The 21,535-nt window shown below is 61.2% G+C and carries 13 protein-coding genes, 1 tRNA gene and 1 rRNA gene; 6 read left to right on the forward strand and 9 right to left on the reverse strand.

Features of this window, described 5'->3' with window-relative positions; genetic code table 11:
• A 16S ribosomal RNA gene (locus ACILSR_RS27605) occupies positions 1 to 119 on the reverse strand; the annotation flags it as partial.
• Between the two features lie 103 nt (positions 120 to 222).
• Positions 223 to 534: a hypothetical protein gene (locus tag ACILSR_RS27610; protein ID WP_395753047.1), complete on the reverse strand. Its 312-nt coding sequence runs from the start codon at positions 532 to 534 to the stop codon at positions 223 to 225.
• Positions 535 to 873: 339 nt separating this feature from the next.
• Between ACILSR_RS27610 and acnA the strand changes: the two genes are divergently transcribed.
• Positions 874 to 3,645, forward strand: a complete 2,772-nt coding sequence (acnA, locus tag ACILSR_RS27615; RefSeq protein ID WP_395753048.1) for an aconitate hydratase AcnA — start codon at positions 874 to 876, stop codon at positions 3,643 to 3,645.
• A gap of 113 nt (positions 3,646 to 3,758) precedes the next feature.
• Entirely contained in the window at positions 3,759 to 4,220 is a 462-nt protein-coding gene (locus tag ACILSR_RS27620; RefSeq protein WP_395753049.1) for a PH domain-containing protein, read from the forward strand.
• Between the two features lie 18 nt (positions 4,221 to 4,238).
• On the opposite strand, the gene ACILSR_RS27625 is transcribed toward ACILSR_RS27620, so the two are convergent.
• Complete coding sequence (locus ACILSR_RS27625) at positions 4,239 to 5,159, reverse strand: LysR family transcriptional regulator (RefSeq protein ID WP_395753050.1); 921 nt, start codon at positions 5,157 to 5,159, stop codon at positions 4,239 to 4,241.
• A 105-nt stretch (positions 5,160 to 5,264) separates the two neighbouring features.
• Between ACILSR_RS27625 and ACILSR_RS27630 the strand changes: the two genes are divergently transcribed.
• Together ACILSR_RS27630 and ACILSR_RS27635 are read left to right on the forward strand one after the other, a co-directional pair.
• Positions 5,265 to 6,401, forward strand: a complete 1,137-nt coding sequence (locus ACILSR_RS27630; RefSeq protein WP_395753051.1) for an HlyD family secretion protein — start codon at positions 5,265 to 5,267, stop codon at positions 6,399 to 6,401.
• Between the two features lie 24 nt (positions 6,402 to 6,425).
• Positions 6,426 to 8,024 (forward strand): DHA2 family efflux MFS transporter permease subunit, encoded by a 1,599-nt coding sequence (locus ACILSR_RS27635; RefSeq protein ID WP_395753052.1) that lies wholly within the window; start codon positions 6,426 to 6,428, stop codon positions 8,022 to 8,024.
• Between the two features lie 3 nt (positions 8,025 to 8,027).
• On the opposite strand, the gene ACILSR_RS27640 is transcribed toward ACILSR_RS27635, so the two are convergent.
• The 6 genes from ACILSR_RS27640 to ACILSR_RS27665 all read right to left on the reverse strand — a co-directional run bounded on the left by ACILSR_RS27640 (position 8,028) and on the right by ACILSR_RS27665 (position 16,949).
• A complete protein-coding gene (locus ACILSR_RS27640) occupies positions 8,028 to 10,553 on the reverse strand; it encodes an exopolysaccharide transport family protein (protein ID WP_395753053.1) in 2,526 nt (841 codons plus the stop codon).
• 8 nt (positions 10,554 to 10,561) lie between these two features.
• Positions 10,562 to 11,770 (reverse strand): GNAT family N-acetyltransferase, encoded by a 1,209-nt coding sequence (locus tag ACILSR_RS27645; RefSeq protein ID WP_395753054.1) that lies wholly within the window; start codon positions 11,768 to 11,770, stop codon positions 10,562 to 10,564.
• A gap of 23 nt (positions 11,771 to 11,793) precedes the next feature.
• Complete coding sequence (locus ACILSR_RS27650; RefSeq protein WP_395753055.1) at positions 11,794 to 13,533, reverse strand: DUF4091 domain-containing protein; 1,740 nt, start codon at positions 13,531 to 13,533, stop codon at positions 11,794 to 11,796.
• Between the two features lie 8 nt (positions 13,534 to 13,541).
• Positions 13,542 to 14,798, reverse strand: coding sequence for a glycosyltransferase (locus ACILSR_RS27655; protein ID WP_395753056.1), 1,257 nt, complete (start codon positions 14,796 to 14,798; stop codon positions 13,542 to 13,544).
• A complete protein-coding gene (locus ACILSR_RS27660; RefSeq protein WP_395753057.1) occupies positions 14,795 to 15,862 on the reverse strand; it encodes a polysaccharide deacetylase family protein in 1,068 nt (355 codons plus the stop codon). Before ACILSR_RS27660 ends, ACILSR_RS27655 begins: the two co-directional genes overlap by 4 nt.
• A gap of 250 nt (positions 15,863 to 16,112) precedes the next feature.
• Positions 16,113 to 16,949: a DUF1080 domain-containing protein gene (locus ACILSR_RS27665; protein ID WP_395753058.1), complete on the reverse strand. Its 837-nt coding sequence runs from the start codon at positions 16,947 to 16,949 to the stop codon at positions 16,113 to 16,115.
• Positions 16,950 to 17,061: 112 nt separating this feature from the next.
• Between ACILSR_RS27665 and ACILSR_RS27670 the strand changes: the two genes are divergently transcribed.
• A tRNA-Met gene (locus ACILSR_RS27670) sits at positions 17,062 to 17,138 on the forward strand.
• A gap of 175 nt (positions 17,139 to 17,313) precedes the next feature.
• Entirely contained in the window at positions 17,314 to 21,510 is a 4,197-nt protein-coding gene (locus tag ACILSR_RS27675; protein ID WP_395753059.1) for a PAS domain S-box protein, read from the forward strand.
• Positions 21,511 to 21,535: the final 25 nt, after the last annotated feature.

The raw sequence follows: 21,535 nt of genomic DNA on the forward strand, positions 1-21,535 counted from the left end.
TACGCACCCGTTCGCCACTAGACCATCGAAATATTGCTACCTCAATGATCCCGTTCGACTTGCATGTCTTATCCACGCCGCCAGCGTTCGTTCTGAGCCAGAATCAAACTCTCCAAAAATTATTGGTGCTGACTTTTTAAAGTCAGCCAAATTGACTGCATCTGTTTAAACCACAGATGCCTGCGCTTCTGTTCGCGCAGCGCACAATTTAGCCTTTTGTTTTCAAACTTCGAAACTCGGTTTTACCCTTGCTTCGTCGCTTCTGTTTTTTGTTCTAAAAGATCGTTTCTGATTCCAGTCAATTCGAGCCGCTTTTTGCTTCTCAAACCTTCTTTTCTCAGCCCGCGTTTTTCGCTGCGGGTTGGGATCATAGAACAGCCCCAGAACCGTGCAACTACATTGTTCATCTTTTTGCACTTTTTTCACGCAGCCTGCGCATTTCAGCGGCTTTTGACCCTCAATTCCACCTTCGCACTGCAATCTTGACCTCGTCACCACGACGATTCCGAAGGCGGAAGCGCGTTGCGTGCTCACACCCTTGTTTGAGGACGGCCGGCTCTTGAATGGTATAACATGGTATCCGGTCATTTCATGCTCGGACCAATCGCTGAGGCCGGCCCCTTTTTTGGACGGCTGGCGCGCCGCTGCACAAGTCCGGCCAGCCTTTCGCTCTTCTTCTTATACCCCGGCCCTCCGCCTTGTGAGGCCAGGCACCCACCTCTTTGAAGAATCCACAATCCTCAAAACCACCAACCCCGAAGGGTTGTGCAGCGGACTTTGGGCGGAAAACCTGACGGGCTGCCTCAATAGAGGGGCAAAAAAGTGGTGTCATTCGTGCTACGCTTGCTATTTCGTTGGCTGCTACCCATCAAAATGAACACCACCCACACCTTCACCACTGGCTCCGGAACTCCCGGCAAGTATTATTCCCTTCCTGCACTCGAGGCAGCCGGCGTCGGCAAGGTCTCCCGCCTGCCAGTTTCCATCCGTATCGTGCTTGAGTCCCTGCTGCGCAATTTGGACGGCAAGAAGGTTACCGAAGCCGATGTCAAAAACCTCGCGAACTGGAACGCGAAAGCACCGGGTGAGTATGAGATCCCCTTCACCGTCGCCCGCATCGTGTTGCAGGACTTCACGGGTGTTCCGCTTTTGGTCGATCTGGCCACCATGCGCTCGAAGGTGAAAGAACTCGGCAAGAACCCCAAGATGGTGGAACCGCTCGTGCCGGTGGATCTTGTGGTCGACCACAGCGTGCAGGTGGATTTCGCTGGAACACAGCAGGCTCTGAATCAAAACCTCGCGCTGGAGTTTGAGCGCAACAAGGAGCGCTACCAGTTCCTGAAGTGGGGCGAACAGGCCTTCAACACCTTCAAGGTGGTGCCTCCCGGCATCGGCATTGTGCACCAGGTGAACCTGGAATACCTCGCCAAGGGCGTGCTGGAAAAGGACGGTGTCTTTTATCCGGACTCCCTCGTTGGAACGGACTCTCACACGACCATGATCAACGGCTTGGGCGTCGTCGGCTGGGGCGTGGGCGGCATTGAAGCGGAGGCTGGCATGCTCGGCCAGCCTGTGACCTTCCTGGTACCTGAAGTGGTGGGTGTGTATCTCACTGGCGCGCTCAAGGAAGGCGTCACCGCCACCGACCTCGTGCTCGAAGTCACGCAGAAGCTGCGCAGGCTCGGCGTCGTGGGCAAGTTCGTCGAATTCTACGGCCCGGGCGCTGTCAGTCTGCCTGTCACCGACCGCGCGACCATCGCCAACATGGCCCCCGAATACGGCGCAACCATGGGCTTCTTCGGTGTGGATGAAGAGACCATCGCCTACCTGCGCGGCACGGGCCGCAGCGAGGAGCTTTGCACGACCGTCACGAATTATTACAAGGCCCAGGGCATGTGGGGCATCCCGACCGAGAAAGGCGCGCTGGAATTCACCACCGAGATGGAAATGGATCTCAGCACGGTCGTTCCGTGCGTCTCCGGACCGAAGCGCCCGCAGGATCGCATCGAAGTCCCTGCATTGAAATCCAAGTTCAACGCCCTGCTGGGAGCCGATGTGAAAGCCGGTGGTTTTGGCAAGGCTTCCACCTCCCAGGTCGTGGAGCACCTGGGCGCGGCCAAGGCAGAGGGCATCGATGTCACCGGCGCCGCCGCTGGCGTGGACGTCGTCTCCGACAAGACTTCCTATGAAGTGACTGTCGATTCCAAAGACGGCATCAAAGACACCATCACCGACGGCAGCGTGCTCATCGCCGCCATCACCAGCTGCACCAACACCAGCAACCCAAGCGTCATGCTCGCCGCCGGCCTCCTGGCGAAGAAGGCGAATGCAAAGGGCCTCACGGTGAAGCCTTCCGTGAAAACCAGCCTCGGCCCAGGCAGCCGTGTGGTGACGGATTACCTCAACAAAACCGGCCTTCAGGTGGAGCTCGACAAACTCGGCTTCCAGACCGTCGGCTACGGCTGCACCACCTGCATTGGCAACTCCGGCCCTCTCGACGCCGGCATTGAAGATGTCGTCAAAGGCCAGGACGTGGTGGCCGCCAGCGTGCTCTCCGGCAATCGCAACTTCGAAGCCCGCGTGCACCAGAGCATCAAGGCCAACTTCCTCATGAGCCCCCCGCTCGTGGTCGCCTATGCCATCGCTGGCACCGTCGATATCGATTTGAGCACCGAAGAGCTCGTCGCCGGCAGCGGCGTGTATTTGAAGGACATCTGGCCCACGCTCAGCGAAGTGCGCGATGCCATGGCCTCCGCGCTTTCCCCGGACGTCTTCCGCAAGCTCTACACCGACTTCGCTTCGCAGAATCCGAAGTGGAACGAGATCCAGGGCAGCGTGGGTGACGTGTTTGAGTGGGACCCGAAGAGCACCTACATCCAGCACCCGCCCTTCTTTGCGGACTTCAGCATGACTCCCGGAGACATCACCGAGATCAAGGGCGCACGCCCTCTCGGCATCTTCGGCGATTCCGTCACCACAGACCACATCAGCCCTGCGGGTGCCATCAAGAAGGCCAGCCCTGCCGGCCGCTTCCTGCTCGAACACGGCGTGGCCCAGGCAGACTTCAACAGCTACGGCAGCCGTCGTGGCAATGACCTCGTGATGACCCGCGGCACCTTTGCCAACGTGCGCATCAAGAACCTCATGCTGGGCGGCAAGGAAGGTGGCGACACCCTTCTGCAGCCTGCTGGCACCGAAATGAGCATCTATGACGCTGCGGAGGCCTACAAGGCCGCTGGCACGCCTAGCATCATCCTCGGCGGTGAAGACTACGGCATGGGCTCCAGCCGCGACTGGGCCGCCAAAGGAACGCGTCTGCTCGGCGTCAAAGCCGTCATCACGAAGTCCTTCGAGCGTATCCACCGCAGCAACCTCGTCGGCATGGGCGTCCTGCCCTGCAACTTCAAGGACAAGGCTGACTACGACAAGGTCAAGGACCTCAGCGATGCCACCTTTGACCTCCTGGGCCTGAGCAATGACTTCAAGCCCATGAGCGAAGCCACCCTCCGCGTCCACAAGGCCGACGGCAGCAGCTTTGACGTCCCGGTCGTCGTCCGCATCGACACCCCCGTCGAGATCGACTACTACCGCGCCGGCGGCATTCTGCCTTACGTGCTCGCCCAGATCCTGCGCGCGAACGCGTAACTGATTGCGGGGCCTCCCCGTTTTCCCTGACTCAACAATCATCCGGCAGTCCGCAAGGCTGCCGGATTTTTGTTTTCATGGCAAGTTTCACCGAAGGGATCACACTCAGCGCCATGAATGCCTCCACCGTCTTCCCCATGATTCCCGCCGCGACTAGATCCCTGTGGTTCTTCGCCATCATCGGTCTCATTCTCGTCGCTGTCCTGTTGCTCATGGGCTGGCTGGCGTGGTCCATGCAGCATGTGCGTTTCACGGTCTCAAACGAAGGCCTGCGACTCCAAGGTGATCTTTACGGCCGGCTGATCCCGCTCAAGTCGCTCAAACTCGACGCGGCGGTCGTCACCAACCTGAACACCGATCAGGATCATCAGCCGAAATGGCGCACGATGGGAACAGCGCTGCCCGGCTACGCCGCCGGATGGTTCAAACTCCGCAACGGGGAGAAAGCCCTGCTCTTTGTCACAGACAAAACCCGCGTGGCGCGCATTCCGACCACGGAGGGCTACACCGTCATGGTCAGTGTCAGCGAGCCCGCAGCACTGATCGATGCTTTGCGGCAGCAGCGCGCGCCTTGACGGGCCTCTGGACGCCATTTACCGCTCAGCCACCAGTCGCTCCACCTTTTTGGCCTCTTCTTCCACGATGCCCAGAAAGGTGTCCCTCAGCGCCGAAGGAAAGTCCTCGTCGAAAACTGCACACAGGTTGTAATGCAGCCCTTTGTCGATGACGAGCAGCGGCACACAGCCGGGTGTGCCTGTGCGCTCCGCGATCTTCGGTATCAGCGCCACACCTTCTCCGGCAGCCACCATGGCCACCAGGTTTTCCGCATTTGACGCGGCACTGCCAAACTGCGGCATGAAGCCGGCGCTGCGGCAGATTTCCCGCGTCCAGACGCGCTGAGCGTCGCTCCCATACATCAGGATGTGCAGAAAAGTCTCGTCCTCCAGATCGCGCATCCGCACCGTGCCTTTTTTCGCCAGCGGATGGTGTTCCGAGACAAGGACGATCAGCGGACTGCGCAGGATATTCCGCACGGTGAGCCGCTTGGCCGCCGAAAGCTTCGCAAAAATCTCCGGCACAAAACCCATGTGCATCCGCCCCGCAAAAATCTGCGCGAGTTGTTCCGAAGGTCCCGTCTCCGTCACGCTGATCCGTGCCTTGGGCAGTGCCGCATGCAGCCGCGTGAGGCAGGCAGGGAGAAAGCTGATGGTCAGGGGTCCCATGGAACCCACGCGAAGCTCTCCCGTGCTTCCTGCCGCAGCCTCTTTCGCCCGCGCCACGGCTTTTTCCGCACGTGCGAGAACTGCGCGCGCCTCCTTCAGGAACACCGCACCCGCATCCGTCAGCGCCACGCGGTTGCGGTTGCGCTCCAGAAGTTCAATTCCCAGGTCGTTTTCCAGATCGCGAATCTGCGTGCTCAGCGAAGGCTGTGCCAGCCGCAGGCGCGTGGCGGCACGGCTGAAACTCAGGGCTTCCGCGACGGCAACGAAATAGCGCAAATGACGCAGTTCCATTCCACCAGCTTATAGCTTTTGACTATAACGCGCAAAGGAAACAAGTCATGTTCGGCCCACCCCTGCGAGAGGATGATGGTGCCGTAAACAACACCTCAGAACGTCATGAGCACCCTCGCATTAACCGCTGAAAAAATTCGCCTCCCCGAAATCGAGCTCGACGAGCCGCCACCACGCCCGAAAGCCGCCGCCAGGCCCAAACGCGCGATGAGTCCCCGCGCCAAGATTCTGCTTTTCGGCATTCCAGTGCTGGCCCTGGCCGCTGTGGCGGTCAGTTCCTGGCTTTCCTACGCGGCGCACTTTGAGGAAACCGACGACGCCTTCATCGAAGCAGACGTGCACCCCGTCAGCAGCCGCATCACGGGAGACGTCCTCGAAATCCTCGTGGAGGACAACCAACTCGTCGCCAAAGGCCAACCGCTGGCCAGGCTCGACCCGCGCGACTACGAAATGAAGCTGGCCTTTGCCAAAACGACCCTGGAGCAGGCTGCCGCACAGATCCCCCAGGCCGAGGCCGCCCTGGCCCGCGCTCAGGCCGCCGGCCGTGAAGCCGCCGCCAAGGTGAACGTCACCGTGGCGCAGCTCGAGAAAGCCCGCCTCGACTTTGACCGCGCCGAAAAGCTCTACACCAACGAGGGCCGCGCCATTTCCCGGCAGGACCTCGACAGCGCCAAAGCAGCCTTTGATTCCGCCACGGCCAACCAAACCGCCGCCATGGCCTCACAGGAAGCCTCCACCGCAGGCGTGCGTGCAGCAGAAGCCGATCTCGTCGTGGCCAAGGCAGGGCGCGACCATGCGCAGGCCGTCGTGGATGACGCCGAACTGCAGCTCTCCTACACCGTGCTGCGCGCACCAGATGCCGGACGTGTGGGCAAACGCACCCTGCAGACCGGCCAGCATGTGCAGCCCGGGCAAGCGCTGCTCGCCATTGTGTCCCGGGACAACTGGGTCGTGGCCAACTTCAAAGAAAATCAGCTCTCCCACATGCGTGCCGGCCAGCCGGTGGAAATCGAGATCGACGCCATCCACGGCCAGCGCTTTCAGGGCCATGTGGACAGCTTCTCGCCCGGCACAGGCGCCAAGTTCACCCTGCTGCCGCCGGACAATGCCACCGGCAACTACACCAAGATCGTCCAGCGCCTTCCCGTGAAGATCCGGCTCGATGCATCCGAGGCCCAGGCCTTCGCCAGCCAGCTCTCCCCCGGCCTCTCCGTCATCGCCACGGTGCGCGTGAAGCCCTGATCCAAACCTTTAACTCCCACCGCCATGACTCGCAGCCTCAACCTTTCCGCTCCGTTGGCTGAAGCCGCCCCGGCTTCCCGCGAAAATTTTCGCAACTGGGTCGCCGTGCTCGGCTCGCTGCTTGGAGCCTTCATGGCCGTGCTGGACATCCAGATTTCCAATTCCTCGCTGCAAAACATCACCGGAGGCATCGGTGCCACGCTGGATGAAGGCTCCTGGGTTTCTCTCTCCTACCTCGTGCCGGAGATTGTCGTCATCCCTCTCTGCGGCTGGCTCGCGCAGGTCTTCGGCATGCGCCGCTATCTCATCTGGAACAGCCTCCTCTTTCTTGTCTTCTCCATCTGCTGCGGCTTCGCCTGGAATCTGCCCAGCATGATCGCCTTCCGCGCGCTGCAGGGCTTCACCGGCGGCGCGCTCATTCCCATGGCATCGACCATGGTGCTTCTGAAGCTGCCTGCGGACAAACAGGGCGTCGGCTTCGCGCTCTTCGGCCTCAGCGCCATGTTTGCGCCGGCCATCGGCCCGACCGTTGGTGGCTGGATCACGGAGAACTACTCCTGGCCCTGGATCTTCTACATCAATCTGGTGCCCGGCATCCTTCTCGTCTCCGCCATCGCCTACGGACTCGACGACTCCCCCATGCGCCTGCCCATGCTGAAAAAGGGCGACTGGGCCGGCATCCTCTTCATGGCTCTTGGCCTCGGATCGCTCACCGTCTTCCTGGAAGAAGGCACTCGCGAAGACTGGTTCGGCTCCGAATTCATCACGCAGCTCGCCATCCTCGCCGCCATCGCGCTGCCGGTGTTTGTGCTCATTGAGCTGCTGCGTAAAAACATCACGCCAGTCGTCAATCTGCGCCTCTTTACCCGCCGGAATTTTCTCCTCGGCAGCCTGGTGAATCTGGTGCTGGGCCTCTGCCTCTACGGTTTCATGTACCTTCTGCCCGTCTATCTCACGCAGATCCAGGGTTACAATGCGCTGGAGATCGGCACCACCATGATGTGGGTTGGCCTGCCCCAGCTCGTCGTCATGCCCTTCATGCCCAAACTCATGAAGTGGTTCGACAAGCGCGCCATCGTCGCCTTCGGCCTCGCCATGTTTGGCCTCAGCGCCGTTCTCATGAGCAGCATGACTGCCGACACCGCGCACGATCAACTGGTGCTGCCACAGATCATCCGCGCCATCGGCCTCACTTGCATCATCGTTCCCCTCTCCCTCATCACGACCGGAGGGATTGAGGCGCAGAACGCCGCCAGCGCCTCCGGCCTTTTCAACATGCTGCGCAATCTCGGGGGCTCCGTCGGCATCGCGCTGCTCTCCGCCCTCCTCACCCAGCGCGAGCACTTCCACTCCCACCATCTCGGCGAAGCCGTCAGCCTCTACAATCCGCTCACGCGTGACCGCCTCGCCGCCATCACCCAGAATCTCATCTCCCAGGGCATTGATGCCGTCGGCGCTCAAGATCGCGCCCTGCACCTGCTCGACATGAGCGTGCGGAAGCAGGCCTTCATCCTCGCCTACAACGACTGCTTTCACGTCGCAGGGCTGCTCCTCTTCGCCATGATCCCGCTGATCTTCCTCTGCACGAAGACCTCAGGGTCCGGCGCGGCAGGCGCGCATTGAGAATCAGCTCCCGTTCACCACCATGCCGCGCAGCGCGGTCGATGACATCATCGGCTGCAGCAGGGCCACCCCGGCGCGCAACTGCGCGGGTGTCGTTTTGGCGGGGTTGTTCACGATGAGCACATCCGTCGCGAGGGGAGCGAGGGGAGCCACATTGGCAAAGCTCTTCAGCAGCGGCGAGGCATCAAGAATGATCCAGTCCACCTCCGTCTTCGCGCGTTCGATCCAGGTGCGGTAACCGTCCAGAAGTTCATTCGTGGCGTGTGCCGGCAGGTCACAGCCAGGCAGGAGGAAGAGATTGCTGTGGCCGTAGCGCAGAGCTTCCAGATTGTTCGCATAGGCGCCGCAGCCCTGGAGCGCCCGTGGGAACCACTGGTGCAGCGTCGGAGAAGATGGATTGCATTCCATCATGAAGACTCGGCGGCCCTGATGGCAGAAAGCGGCGGCGAGTGCGGAGGATACAAGTGTCTTGCCTTCGCCCGTGCCAGCGCTGGTGATCAGGATAACGCCCGCGGTGCTGCCGCGGTTCATCGCCTGCCTTTCAAGAGTGCTGGTGAGCTGATGCAGCGCGCTGGATGCGCCGATGGGTTCCGGCTTGAGGAGCTCTGAAAGCATCCCCTCCGGAGTGGTACCGTGGACGTAGGGGAGGCGCGCCAGAATGGTCGTTTCTCCATTGGCGGGCTTCATCACAGGCAGCGGGCGGGTCTGTGGGCGCATCTGCGCCTGCGGCATGGCCTGGGGCGGGGCCTGGGGCTGTGGCTGTTGCTGGAAGGGCTGCTGATAGACTGGCCGAGAAGGAGGCGACTGCGGCAGGGACATCATTGGAGGCGCCGCAATGGCGAAGGGCGAAACAGCCGGCGGGGCGACCTGCTGCTGCACAGGATAGCCATAACCGTAAGCCGTATGCTGCGTGGGATCCTGCATCGCCGGTTTTTCAGCCTTGGGGCTGAAGAGCTTCCTGACATGATCGTCAAATATGCCCCAGGCAACAGGCAGACCGATGAGCGACAGGCCAAACATCAGAACAGCCGCCACGGCTGCGATGGGTTTGCTGGGCTTCACAGGTTTTTCCGGCGCCGTCGCCACATCCGCCACGCGCAGCATCCCGCTGTTGCGGAACTGTCCGGTGATCACCGCCTGGGTGCGCTTTGATTCCAGCTTTTCATACAGGTCGCGCTCGATGCGTACTTTTTCGCGCAGCTCATTGAGCTGCACGTTTTTGCCGGTGACATCCAGCGCCACCCCGCGGGCCGCTTCGAGCTGGCGGTTGTAGTCGGCGATCTGCCTCTGCTGAGAATCGACTTCGGCCTGGATCATGCTGACAACCGAGGCCACCGCACGGTCCAGCGCACCACGCAGCGACTCGATTTCCTTCGCCAGCGCCACCATGCGAGGGTGTCGGCGGCCGCAGGTGGCCTCCAGCGGAGCACGCTCGGCGATCTTGGCATCGAGCTGCTTGCGGATGAAGCTCACATCCGCGTTGTCAGCAAACATTCGGAGTTCGGTGAGTTCGCGGCCGGCTTTCTGCGCTGCCAGGAGATCGTTGAGATCGCTCTTCGCCTTGGTCAGTTTCAAGTCGGCCTCGGTGATTGCGACGTTGAGCTGGCGCAGCTTGTCGCTGGAAACGTCCTTCGAGTCAGCGTCCTCTGGAAGGCCCTGCTGCTGGCGATATTCCGTCAGCTTCTTTTCAGACTCGTGCAAACGCTTCAGCTGCTCCTCCGACTTGGTTTCGAGGTAGGTGGCCGCATCCGAGCTGAGCTGGCCTTCCTCGTCAGCCACGTAGCGGGTGTACTCCTGGATGTAGTGGTTGGCCAGATCGGCGGCCGTCTGCGGGTCGCGGTCGCGGATCTGCACCCGCAGTACGTGCGATTCCTTGACCGGCTCCACGCGCACATTGGCGATCATGAGATTGATGAAGCGCTCGCGCGGTTCTCCGGGCTTGCCCGGCTTGTAAAGTCCTACCAGCTGCAGCAGCTCATCCTTGCGGCCGAGCGAATGCAGCTCGCGCTCCAGCAGCGCATCCCGCTGCTGCGCGGGCAAGTGGTCATAGAGATAGCTCAGGTAGCGCCGCGAGAGCATCTCGGTCCGGTGGTTGTTCAGCAGCTGCACGGAGCTGAGCTCCCCAGGTCCGCGGGAGGACGAGCCAGCGATGTCCACTATGCTGCCGTCCTGAATGCGCAGCAGCATCTGCGACTCCGCCTCATAGATTTTCGCCCCCATGCCAAGGAAGTAGAACGTCAGGGCCGCCAGCATGAGGCCCAGCACCGCACCCCGCAGCCAGCGCTTGCGGATGTAGCCGATGACGTCCACGACGCTGATGAGCGACTGCACCTCGAAATCCTGCGGATTGATCGGCGGCAGAAAGGCGCGCGGATCAAACACCGGAGACATGCCCGGGTGTGCAGGCACGGTCATGGACGGAGCGATGGGAGACAGGCCACGTCCTGCAGGCGGTGCGAGCGCGAGCATGGCCCCAAAACCGTCCGGCGGAGGGACGTTTGAAGGCTGAATGCTGTAGGAGATGGCCATGACGGAAATTATTCGGCGGAAGACTGAGCGGCGCCCGGCTCCTGCTGGGGCACGTCCGGCGCCTCAGCACCGCGACGGCTGGGGAACCAGCGGCGCAGGGAGCGCAGGGTGTGAAAGACCACGGCGCGCCAGCTTGTCGGGCTGAAGGCTTCGAGATCGAGCAGCCAGCGCGCACCATCGGCCCACTGGCGCTTGTATTCATAGTCGCTGGGCAGCATGTCGTACACCCGCAGCCCACGCTGGATGGAGCAGTCAATGGCCCAGCGCATGACCAGCTTGCCGGGAGAGATCTTGGAGAGCGACTGCTCCCAGCCGGTCTGGTATTGGAAAAACTCGTCGCGTTCCATGAAACCGTACAAAATGGCGATGACCTTGCCGTCGGCTTCGAGCACGGGCATCCATGCGCGCTGCTGCGGCACCCAGATCTCCGCCAGGCGCTGATGGAAACGCCAGGAGGCCTCCGTGGTGAAACTGCTGATGCCCGAGGGCCACTGCATGGCATGCAGCACACGCAGTTCCTTCATGGCTTCAGCGAGGGGCACGCGCTCTCCGGCCAGCGTTGCGGTTCCTGCATGTTCGGACGTGAACGCCCTGCGGCGGCGGCGCAGCACGTTGCGCCATTTGGAATTGTGGCGTGCCTCATAATCATCCCACGAGGCAGGAAGATTGATGATGCGGCAGGTCTGGCGGTTCAGTATTCCGGCACGGGAATAGGCCTCTCTCAGGACATCCAGAATATGCCGGGTGTTGGGAGATTCTTCCGGCAGATGGCTGAGCCGCACGTTGTCGCATTCATTCCGCAGAAGCTTGAACACACGGCAGAGCTGCGGCGTCAGTTCCTGTTCACGCCCGGCCGGCACAATGAGGTCCAGCCTTTCTCCATGTGCCTCTCCAAAGCCAGCCAGCCAGGTCAGCGTCACAAGATGTTTGCGCGCCGGATCCGACTCACGGGCAAGCATCAGCGGTGCGATGGCCTGCGGCACGCCTTCGGCATCTCGCAGCACCGCTATGGCCAGACGTGCCTCCTGACGGCACTCCTCCCACCACAGGCGCATCCAGTCCCAGCGCAGGAATGGCGAGCGCGTGTGCATTTGCCCGACCAGTCCATCCCAAAAAGGCTGCAAGGCGTGAAACGCCTCCACATCCCGTACGATCTCCAAGGTGAGCCCGCCCCGGCGCGGCGCCGGACCGGCAGCGGATGTACTTTTTGTGTTCATTTTGGGGCTGAGCAGAGTCGTGGTCATCGTGGGCCTCCTTCCAAGAATGCGGCGGTTTGCTTGCGGTTGTGCGCAGATTCAATCAATGCTCCCAGCTCCTGACGCGCACTCATGAGCGCTGCGGTGCTGTCATCCCAGTCGCCGAATCCCCGGGCAAAGGTGGCGGTGAGACGACGTGCGTCATCTTCCAGGCCGAGCTGGCGGGCCAGCATGAGATAATCATAATCCTCCACGGTCTCCCGCAACCATTTCAGACGCATGGACGCGACCGGGGCATGGCGGCCCTGGCGTTTCTCCGTGGCTGGGTAGATGAACGAGCCATCGCCATTGTAAACTGCGCCATCCGGCGCTTTGAACGTGCCCGCATCAGCCCAGACATCCACGCCTTCCGCGGCAAAGATCGTGTCCCAATATTCAAAACCGGTGATGCCATGCCGTGGCAGCAGCCAGCCAACAATGCGGTGGGTCATCGGCGGGTAATCGACCGCCCACACCGGCGGAAAACTGTGGGTGAGCTGTGCGGGGCGGCCATGCTGCTGCTCCCAGGCTTCCGGCATTTGTACCAGCGCGGCATAGGCCCAGACTTCTTCGCCCGCCTGCCTGCGTGCGGCGATCTCATGCCCGCCTCCGGCCCACTCCATGTCCTTCCATACTTCGCTGAAATGCGGTCCCCAGATGTCCACCGCACCGTTCAGAGAACCCCAGGCTTTCTTTTCAGACGCCGGCTGCTCCGTGACGTGCAGTGGCACACGCACGCCGTGTTTTTTTTCCACTTCATTGAAGAACTCGCCCCAGCGGCGCACCGTGGCATAGGCCGCCGCATCGTTGGGTTCATCAAGATCCCCCATGATGACGTAGCCGCGGGACTCGCAGTGGATTTTACCCAGCAGCTTCATCCATTGCGCGACATAGCTCATCGCCGCTTCGCGGTCTTTGCCCAGCGGATCCTGGAACGGCCATTTGGGCCAGATCGGCAGGCCGATGCTGTTGCAGTGGCGGTGCAGCAGGTGCTTTCTCAGCGCACGCTCAGCCTTGTCCTCGTCGAGCTTTCCGGTGCTGGCTTCGGGATAGCTGCCATAGATTTGATCCACGCTGAGACGGTGCTCCGCGAGCAGGTCATAGTAGGCATTGAGCAGGCTGGCGTGGGCCAGGGACGGTCCCTTGTCATTGTACTCAAGTCCATGCACCTGGGCCACGTGCCTCATGGTGGTCATGATGGAGGTGCGGAGCCTGGGCACGACCGGCAGGTCGAAATCCCACACCGTGAGCGTGTAGCCGGCGGTGGCAACGGTGCCTTCGGCAAACTGGAACCTCACCTCACCCGTGTAAGCTCCCGCCGCCGCCGTGTAGGGCACGAAGACATCCACCCAGAAAGGCTGATTGACGACAGCACCGCCCCTGAGTTCCTGCGCCGTCATGTCCAGAGGCACCAGCGCATCTGCATACTCTCCCGGGGGCAGTGGCGCTCTGGGGGTGGAAGTGGAAACGCGCACGTAGTGCTCACGCAACACTGTGGGTGCTGGCAGCAGTGCTTGTGAATCATGTTTGGCGATTCCCGTGGCAACGACCTGAACTGACTTGAGGAGTTCTGGTGCGGCCCTGACGATGATCTGAAACGGCTCCCATTCGCCACGCGCGGCATGCAGCGTGTGCGTCGCCGCAGCGGGTGCCGGGCCTTCACGGGAAACCCGCGTCATTCCATCACAAAACGACACCTGCACCGGCGTGGCGGCGGCAGGAGTCATCATCAGCGCAAGAAACATCCACGCCTTCACGACCTCACCTCCACAAGCTGGGCATAGGTTTCCGCATACTGACGCGACGCATGGGCGATGGTAAAGCGCTCCAGCACCTTCTGGCGTGACTCCCGGGCGGTCGCTTCGCGTGCCGTGGCGCCCATTTGCAGCGTCTGCTCCCAGGCCTGGGCCAGCGCTTCCGGATCATGCACGGGCACCACATGACCGACACCTTCAAGAAGGCGGGCGCAGTCTCCGACATCCGTGGTCACACACGGGACCCCGCAGGACATCGCCTCCATCACCGTCATCGGGCACGCTTCGGTGCGTGAGGAGAGCGAGAACACATTCAGCGCCGGATACAAGCGCCACGGGTCGGCACGGAAGGAATCAAAACGAACCTGCTCACGCCGCGGCAGGTTTGCCAGCAGGCCACGCTCTTCTTCGGTCATTTGTACTTCGACCCCGCCACAAAACACAAAATGCGCTGCGGGAACTCGGGATTGCAAAAGGGCCGCTGCTCGCAGGAAAGTCGGCAGGTCCTTCATCTCATGAAATCGGCCCACGTAGCCGATCACGGGAGCATTCGGTGGCAGCTTGAGTTCGGCGCGTGTGTCCAGCCCCGCATCGGTGTCTGGCACGAAGCGCTCGGCATCGATGCCATTCGGAATCCAGCGCATTTTGCCCCGCGGATAGCCGATGGCGGCGTGGTCTTCGATGGCTGTGGCAGAGCAGGAAATGATGCGTTTCGGAATAAAACGGGAGCTCAGCGAAAGCGCACGGCGGAAGAACGCCATCTTGCGGTCGCTGTCTCCGGGATTGCGGTGGATCTCGCGGCAGTGGATGCTCCACACGACATTCCGCGCTCCGGCGATTTTTGCCGCCCAGCCGCCCACGAGGTCGGCGTGATGCGTCCACGTTTGCACGATGGCGGGGCGTTCCGCACGGATCACCGCGCGCAGACGTGCCAGAGTGCGGGGATTGAGGTAGGTGGTGCTTTCCAGATCATGGACGTCCACTCCCGCCTCATGCAGCCGTTTGAGCTGAGGGATCCACGGTTTGGCGTTGATGGCCACCACGACGCTGCGGAACTTCGCTGGATCGAGTGATTCAGCCAGGTTCATGAGCATGGCCTCCGCCCCACCTCCTCCGATGCTGTAGGAGAAGTGCAGAACGACCGGCCGCCTGTCGAGAGCGGGTGCCGGCAGGGTCTTCGCCGTCGCGAAGCTGCGCGCAGGCTGCTGGATGGGCAGCTGCAACGTGTCACTTGTGGCAAGCGTGATCGTCCTCATATCATCGACATCGCTTTCAGGCAGTTCTGCCGCCAGTCTTTGAGGGTTTCGAACGCGCCGGACACCGTGGCCTCCGCCTCCCACACGGATGCAGGAGAGCCGTAGCGCGGCAGCTGATACATCGAGACGTTGTCATGGACGCGGCCGCTGATCGTGGTGCAGGCGGCTTTAAAGCCCGCCTCGCGCACCAGCATGAGCGTCTCCCGCGTGAAATCATCCTGCCCCCCATTGGGGTAGGCAAATGCGACCGGCAGTTCGCCGATCTCTGCGTGGATCCGCTCGCGGCAGGTGGCGATCTCCGCCCGCATGGAGAGCGAGTCGCAGCGTGCCAGAATGGGATGCGTGTGGGTGTGACCGCCGATGTCCACGTGACCGCTGAGCGACATTTCACATGCCATTTCCCAGTTCATCGGGCGCATGGATTTGGGCAGGGTGCTGAATTCAGGAGAATCGACCCCCAGTGCTTCTTCCAGCCGGTCCACCTCACCGAGCAGATCAATGTCCGGCAGTTCCTTGAGTTCCGGCAGCATTCGCATGAGCGACTGCTGGCGCAGTTCATAGGTGCCCATGTAGAGCCTCAGATTCTTGCCGTTGATCTTCCAGTCGAGCAGTTCCTTTTTCGAGCGCCCAAGCGCGAGATCGACACGCTGAAACCAAAACATTTCCACACCGTCGAGGAAGCCCGTGGTCACGAAGATCGTCGCATGCAGGTCGAACTCCTTCAGGATGGGGTAGGCCAGCTCGTAATTCGAGGCATAGCCGTCATCAAAGGTGAGGACAACAGCGTTGTCTGGCAGGCGGTTGCCACGGGTACGGGCCTCGATCAGAACGGCAAGCGAGATCACATGATAATGCCTGGCTAGCATGGAGCAGATGCCGCGAAAGACTTCGACCGGAAGATGCAGGGACCCGTCAAGAATGCCATGGTCAACCGCTCCATCGCACAAGCCATGAAAGGTCAAAATCGATGCCTCCGCGCTGCGCTTTGCACGTGCGTACGACGCCAGCCCGCTGCCAACGAGGGCAGCGGCTTTGATCGAGCGCGGATGGAAAGCGTGCGGCATAATCAAAGGGTTAAGGAAGACTTAAGGGCACGGCCGAGAACGGGTGGCAGCGATGGAGGTTATGATGATTCTGGCATTACGGCTGATATCCATACTTTAGGTGCCGATTTATTAACTTCAATGGAATAATCATAAATACTGTAACATTCTTACCATTTCCTTACCTTTGACCTCTCCCGCCTAAAAACAACAAGGCCGGAGGGAGATCCTCCGGCCTTGGATGACTGAAAAAGTGAGAAGGTACGCTCCTTCAGAGGGGTCTGATCCAGATGTTGCGGATGCGCACTGGAGGGTCGTTTTTGTGGTCTTGGATGCGGATCGGCGCTTTCTCAGGGAACTCGCCGCTGTAATCCGTGACGTTTTTGTGCTTGGTCGGGCCCATGATCTTCGTGTGGTTCTGCACGCAGATGCCATTCACAAACGTCGTGATGTAGGCTGGCTCCACCACCTTGCCGCCTTCCAGCTTGGGCGCGGTGAAGACGATGTCATAGACCTGCCATTGACCGGAGGGGCGCACCGCGTTCACCAGCGGAGGTGTCTGCCCGTAAACAGAGCCCGTCATGCCGTCGGCGTAGGTCGGGTTGTTGTACGTGTCCAGCATCTGGGACTCGTAGCGGTCCATGAAAAACACACCCGCGTTGCCCTTCTTCTGGGAGTTCCCCTTCGTGTTGGGTTCGCTCATCCATTCCAGATGAAGCTGGCAGCTGCCAAACTCCTGCTTCGTCCAGCAGTCGCCGCCGGAGATCAGCATCACACCGTCCTCGATCTTCCATGGGCACGGCGCCAGTTTGCCAGTCTCCTTGCCTTTGGCATCTTTTTCCTTGGTCTGCAGTGCGTCAGAGGTGCTGCCGTTGAAAATCACGATCGCATCCGCCGGCGCATCGCCAGGCTTTTCGCCAGGAGCGACGGCCTCCGGACGCGGACGGTCAATGTCATGCACCTTCCACTTCGTGCCGGGAATGACCGGTGTGTCCGAGTAACCGATGGGAGAAGGCTTGTCTGCGGCTGGGGCGGCGGGTTTGGAGTCGGCAGCCGAGGCCGAAAGGCTCGCCAATGCGAGCAGGAGTGTGGTGGCGGTGTATTTCATGAGGGAAGCAGCAAACGAGGAGGCGCAGGCGATGTTGCAGGTCAAGATGCGAAGTATTGTAAAAACAGGTTGCCAATCTTCCGAGACCGACGAACCTAACACCCCATCAAATCGCGGGATGGAGCAGCCCGGTAGCTCGTCAGGCTCATAACCTGAAGGTCGTAGGTTCAAATCCTACTCCCGCAACCAATTTCAAAGCCCTGTCGTTCACCGAATGACAGGGCTTTTTGTTGCGCCAATTCATCAGGCCTGACCGTAGTCTTGAGGTACATTCCAAGCACTTACCCCTTATTAAAGGGTGATTCACTTTCCAATCGCGGTCTGCCACGCTTTTCATGAGGTTCTGCCCGCTCTTTCCGACCGCATGACCGCTCCCTTTCCTCCCAACGAGGCGCAACGCCTCCAGGTCCTGCGTGCCTACGATATCCTGGATTCGCCAGCAGAAGTGGCTTTCGACGAGATCACCGCATTGGCGGCAGATATCTGTCAGACACCGATTGCTTTGGTCACACTCGTGGACGGCTCCCGCCAATGGTTCAAATCTCGGGTCGGTCTCTCCACCACGCAGACCCCGCGTGATCACGCCTTTTGCGCCCATGCCCTGGCGTCTGCGGATCTCCTGATCGTGCCAGACGCGCTGAAGGACGAGCGCTTTGCCCGCAATCCGCTCGTTCTTGGCGATCCCCAGATCCGGTTCTATGCAGGCGCACCCCTCGTCGCTCCCGGCGGCGAAGCGCTGGGCACGCTCTGTGTCATCGACCGAGTGCCCCGGCAGCTGACGGAAATGCAACAGCGTGCCCTGCGGGTGCTCAGCCAGCAGGTCATGTCGCAGATTCAGCTGCGGCATGAAGTCCGGGGACTGACCCGCACGCAGGACACTTTGCTGCAAACCGTGGCCCACCTTGAGCAGTCAGAAAAGGCGCTGCGCCAAAGCGAAACCGACCTGCGCAGCCAGACCTGCCTGCTCACCGCCGCCCAGGCCGTCGGCAAAGTGGGGAGCTGGGTGGTGAACACGGACACCTTTGAGGCCAAATGGTCTCCGGAAACGCACCGCATCTTCGGCACCACACCAGAGACCTGCGAACCATCCTACCCAGAGTTTCTCAAACGCGTCCACCCGGAGGATCTGCAGGTGGTGGACGAGTTGTTTCAGACTTCCATCAAGAACAGCTCGAACCGCACCTTTGTCCACCGGATGATCATGCCCGACGGCAGGGTGCGGCACATCGAGCAGCGCTGGGAGGTGGTAAAAGATGCCTCAGGCAAGACCTCGCATGCGATCGGCACCAGCCAGGATGTGACGGAACGCATCCTGGCGGAGCAACGGCTGGAACGCATAAACAAGCTCTATGCTGTCTCCAGTGGCATCAATGAGGCCATTGTGCGCATCAAGGACACCCAGCGCTTGTACGAGGAGGCCTGCCGCATCGCCGTGGAGCGCGGCGGCCTGCTGATGGCATGGGTGGGCGCCGCGCAGCTGGAGGATCAGAAGCTGGTGCCTGTGGCCATGCACGGCATCGATGACGGCTATCTGGACCTGACCAAAATCTCCCTGCTCCCAGATCCACGGGGCCAGGGCCCCCCCGGCAGGGCCTTTCGGGAAAACCAGATGGTCTTTTGCAATGACATCTCTACCGACGAACGCATGGCCCCGTGGCGGGAGGAAGCGCTGAAACGGGGCTTCCGTGCCAGCGCCAGCTTCCCTCTGAGAGTCGGCTCACAACCCGTGGGCGTTTACACAGTCTATGGCGGCACGCCTGGCTACTTCAAAGACGAGGAGTTTGAGTTCCTCAATTCCATCGCTGAGAACATCTCTTTCGCCATCGAGTCTCATCTGAAGGAGCAGCAGCGGCTGAAGGTCGAACAGGCCCATTTTGCCAGCGAGGCCAGTCTGGCGGCGGCTCAGCACATCGGCCATTTTGGCAGCTGGGAGCTTGATCTGCGGGAGCCTTCCATCGCCGGCCCCGCCCCGCTGCGCTGGTCGGATGAAATGTGCCGCATCGCCGGCTTTGCGCCGGGCACTGCGGAAATTTCTCGCGAGCGCTGCCTCCAACACGTCCATCCCGAGGACCGGGAGACCGTCCGCCAGGAGATGGAGGCGGCGGTCCGCGAGCGCCGCCGGTACTCCGCCATGTTCCGCTTCATCCGTCCGGACGGCACCGAGCGCATCGTGCAGCAGACCGCCCAGGTCTATCTGGATGGGACCACCGGCAAACCGGTGAAATTGATCGGCACCGCGCATGACATCACCGAACAGCGAAAATCAGACGAGGCCCTCCTGGCCAGCGAGGAGCGCTTCCGGTCTTTCATGACGCACAGTCCCGTGGCGGGCTGGATTGTGGATGTGTCGGGGCGTTTCCACTACGTCAGCCCCGGCTACTTCCGGATGTTTGGCGTGCAGGCCCAGGACCTGACGGGTCGGTCGGTGCAGGATATCTACGAGCCGGAACTGGCAGGGATCTATCTGGAAAAAAACCGCACGGTCATTGCCACACAGAGCGCCATCGAAGGCGTGATGCCGGGCAAGCGCGCGGACGGCTCTCCCGGCGAGTTTCTGGTGGTCAAATTCCCCATTGTCGTGCCGGGCAAGGAGACACGGGTGGGCTGTCTCGCCTTGGACGTGACCGAGCAGCGCCATGCAGAACACACCCTCCGCGAGAGCGAGGCCAGGTTCCGCAGCTACTTCGAGCTGGCCACACACGGCATCGCCATCACCACTCTGGAAAAGGGCTGGGTCCTGGCCAATGACCAGATCTGCGACATCCTGGGCTACCCCCGGGAGGAGCTGATGGCCATGACCTGGCCCGAGATCACCTACCCGGCGGACTTGGAGGTCGATCAGCGCCAGTTTGCCAAACTCCTGGCGGGCACGTTGGACCGGTATGAACTGGAAAAGCGTTTTGTCCGCAAGGATGGCCGCGTCATCTGGGGCAGCATCGGTGTGGGCTGCGTGAGAAATCCGGATCGCAGCATCGCCTACTTCATCGGCGTCCTCTTTGACATCACCGAGCGCAAGCAGGCTGAAGAGATCCTGCGCGAACAAGCCACCCTCTTGGACAAGGCGCAGGACGCCATCATCGTGCGTGACCTGAAGAACCGCATCCTCTACTGGAACCGCAGCGCGGAACGCCTCTACGGCTGGAGTGCTGCAGAAGCCATCGGGCGCAGCGGTGAAGAGCTCCTCTACCGTGATCCCACAAACTTCCGCGCCGCCCTGGCGGCCACCCTCACGCAGGGCGAATGGGTGGGTGAGATCCAGCAATGGACCAAGGCCGGTGAAGAGGTGGTGGTCGAAGGCCGCTGGAATCTCATTCACACGGATGAGGGTCGTCCCAAGGCCATCCTCACCATCAACACGGACATCACCGAGCGCAAAAAAGTCGAGCAGCAGTTCCTCCGCGCCCAGCGCATGGAGAGCATTGGCACCCTGGCGGGGGGCATCGCCCATGACCTCAACAACGTGCTCTCGCCCATCATGATGTCCATTGACCTGCTGCGGCTGACGGAGACGAACCCGAAGCGCATGGGCATCCTCTCCACCATTGAAACCAGCACCAAGCGCGGCGCGGACATGGTCAGGCAGGTGCTCTCCTTTGCCCGTGGCGTGTCAGGCCAGCGGGTGGAGGTCAAGGTTGAAGAACTCATCCAGGAGATCGAAAAGATCGCCAACGAGACCTTCTTGAAAAGCATTCAGGTGCGCAGCGTCCTGCCCGCTGGCCTCTGGGTGGTGCTGGGAGATCCCACGCAGCTTCATCAAGTCCTGCTCAACCTTTGCGTCAATGCGCGCGATGCCATGCCTGAAGGCGGCACTCTGACCCTCTCGGCAGACAACACCATGCTCGATGCCCAGTACACGGAGATGAACATGCAGGGCAGGCCCGGCCCCTATGTCATCATTTCAGTGGCAGACACCGGCACCGGCATGCCGCCCGAGGTGGTCGAGCGCATCTTCGAACCCTTCTTCACCACCAAAGAGGTGGGCCGCGGTACCGGGCTGGGTCTGTCCACCACCATGGCCATCGTCAAGAGCCACGGGGGCTTCATCCGCGTTCAAAGCGAGAAGAACATGGGCACCAAGTTCAGCATCTACCTGCCCGCCCTCGCCGAACTCACCACTTCCGCCGAGACCACCTCCGTCAAAAATCTGCCTCATGGCAATGGCGAATGCATTCTGCTCGTGGACGACGAGGCCGCGGTGCGTGAAATCACCCGCCAGACGCTCGAGTCGTTCGGCTACCGTGTGCTGCAGGCCGGCGACGGCGTGGAGGCCGTCGCGGTCTTCTCCTCCCGGCAGAATGAAATCGCCGCGGTGCTGATCGACCTCATGATGCCTCTGATGGATGGTCCCACCGCCATCCAGATCCTGCTGCGGCTCAAACCCGGGCTGCGTGTGATTGCGGCCAGCGGCCTGGATACCGACCACCTGGTGGCCAAGGCCCGGAATGCTGGCGCCCGTCAGTTTCTGCCGAAGCCCTACACCGCCGAAACCATCCTGCATGCGCTGCACACCATGCTCCATGAGCCGCCGGAGACTGATCCCATCACCTTCATTGAACGCTGAGCAGCCATGCCAGCGCCACCTTCTC

The sequence above is a fragment of the Prosthecobacter sp. genome, assembly GCF_044222565.1.
Taxonomy (GTDB): Bacteria; Verrucomicrobiota; Verrucomicrobiia; order Verrucomicrobiales; family Verrucomicrobiaceae; genus Prosthecobacter.

What these genes read in the sequence shown, in the direction of transcription:
- acnA (WP_395753048.1), top strand. Translation starts at nt 874, where the DNA reads ATGAACACCACCCACACCTTCACCACTGGCTCCGGAACTCCCGGCAAG.
- ACILSR_RS27620 (WP_395753049.1), top strand. Translation starts at nt 3,759, where the DNA reads ATGAATGCCTCCACCGTCTTCCCCATGATTCCCGCCGCGACTAGATCC.
- ACILSR_RS27625 (WP_395753050.1), bottom strand. Translation starts at nt 5,159, where the DNA reads ATGGAACTGCGTCATTTGCGCTATTTCGTTGCCGTCGCGGAAGCCCTG.
- ACILSR_RS27630 (WP_395753051.1), top strand. Translation starts at nt 5,265, where the DNA reads ATGAGCACCCTCGCATTAACCGCTGAAAAAATTCGCCTCCCCGAAATC.
- ACILSR_RS27635 (WP_395753052.1), top strand. Translation starts at nt 6,426, where the DNA reads ATGACTCGCAGCCTCAACCTTTCCGCTCCGTTGGCTGAAGCCGCCCCG.
- ACILSR_RS27640 (WP_395753053.1), bottom strand. Translation starts at nt 10,553, where the DNA reads ATGGCCATCTCCTACAGCATTCAGCCTTCAAACGTCCCTCCGCCGGAC.
- ACILSR_RS27645 (WP_395753054.1), bottom strand. Translation starts at nt 11,770, where the DNA reads ATGAACACAAAAAGTACATCCGCTGCCGGTCCGGCGCCGCGCCGGGGC.
- ACILSR_RS27650 (WP_395753055.1), bottom strand. Translation starts at nt 13,533, where the DNA reads ATGTTTCTTGCGCTGATGATGACTCCTGCCGCCGCCACGCCGGTGCAG.
- ACILSR_RS27655 (WP_395753056.1), bottom strand. Translation starts at nt 14,798, where the DNA reads ATGAGGACGATCACGCTTGCCACAAGTGACACGTTGCAGCTGCCCATC.
- ACILSR_RS27660 (WP_395753057.1), bottom strand. Translation starts at nt 15,862, where the DNA reads ATGCCGCACGCTTTCCATCCGCGCTCGATCAAAGCCGCTGCCCTCGTT.
- ACILSR_RS27665 (WP_395753058.1), bottom strand. Translation starts at nt 16,949, where the DNA reads ATGAAATACACCGCCACCACACTCCTGCTCGCATTGGCGAGCCTTTCG.
- ACILSR_RS27675 (WP_395753059.1), top strand. Translation starts at nt 17,314, where the DNA reads ATGACCGCTCCCTTTCCTCCCAACGAGGCGCAACGCCTCCAGGTCCTG.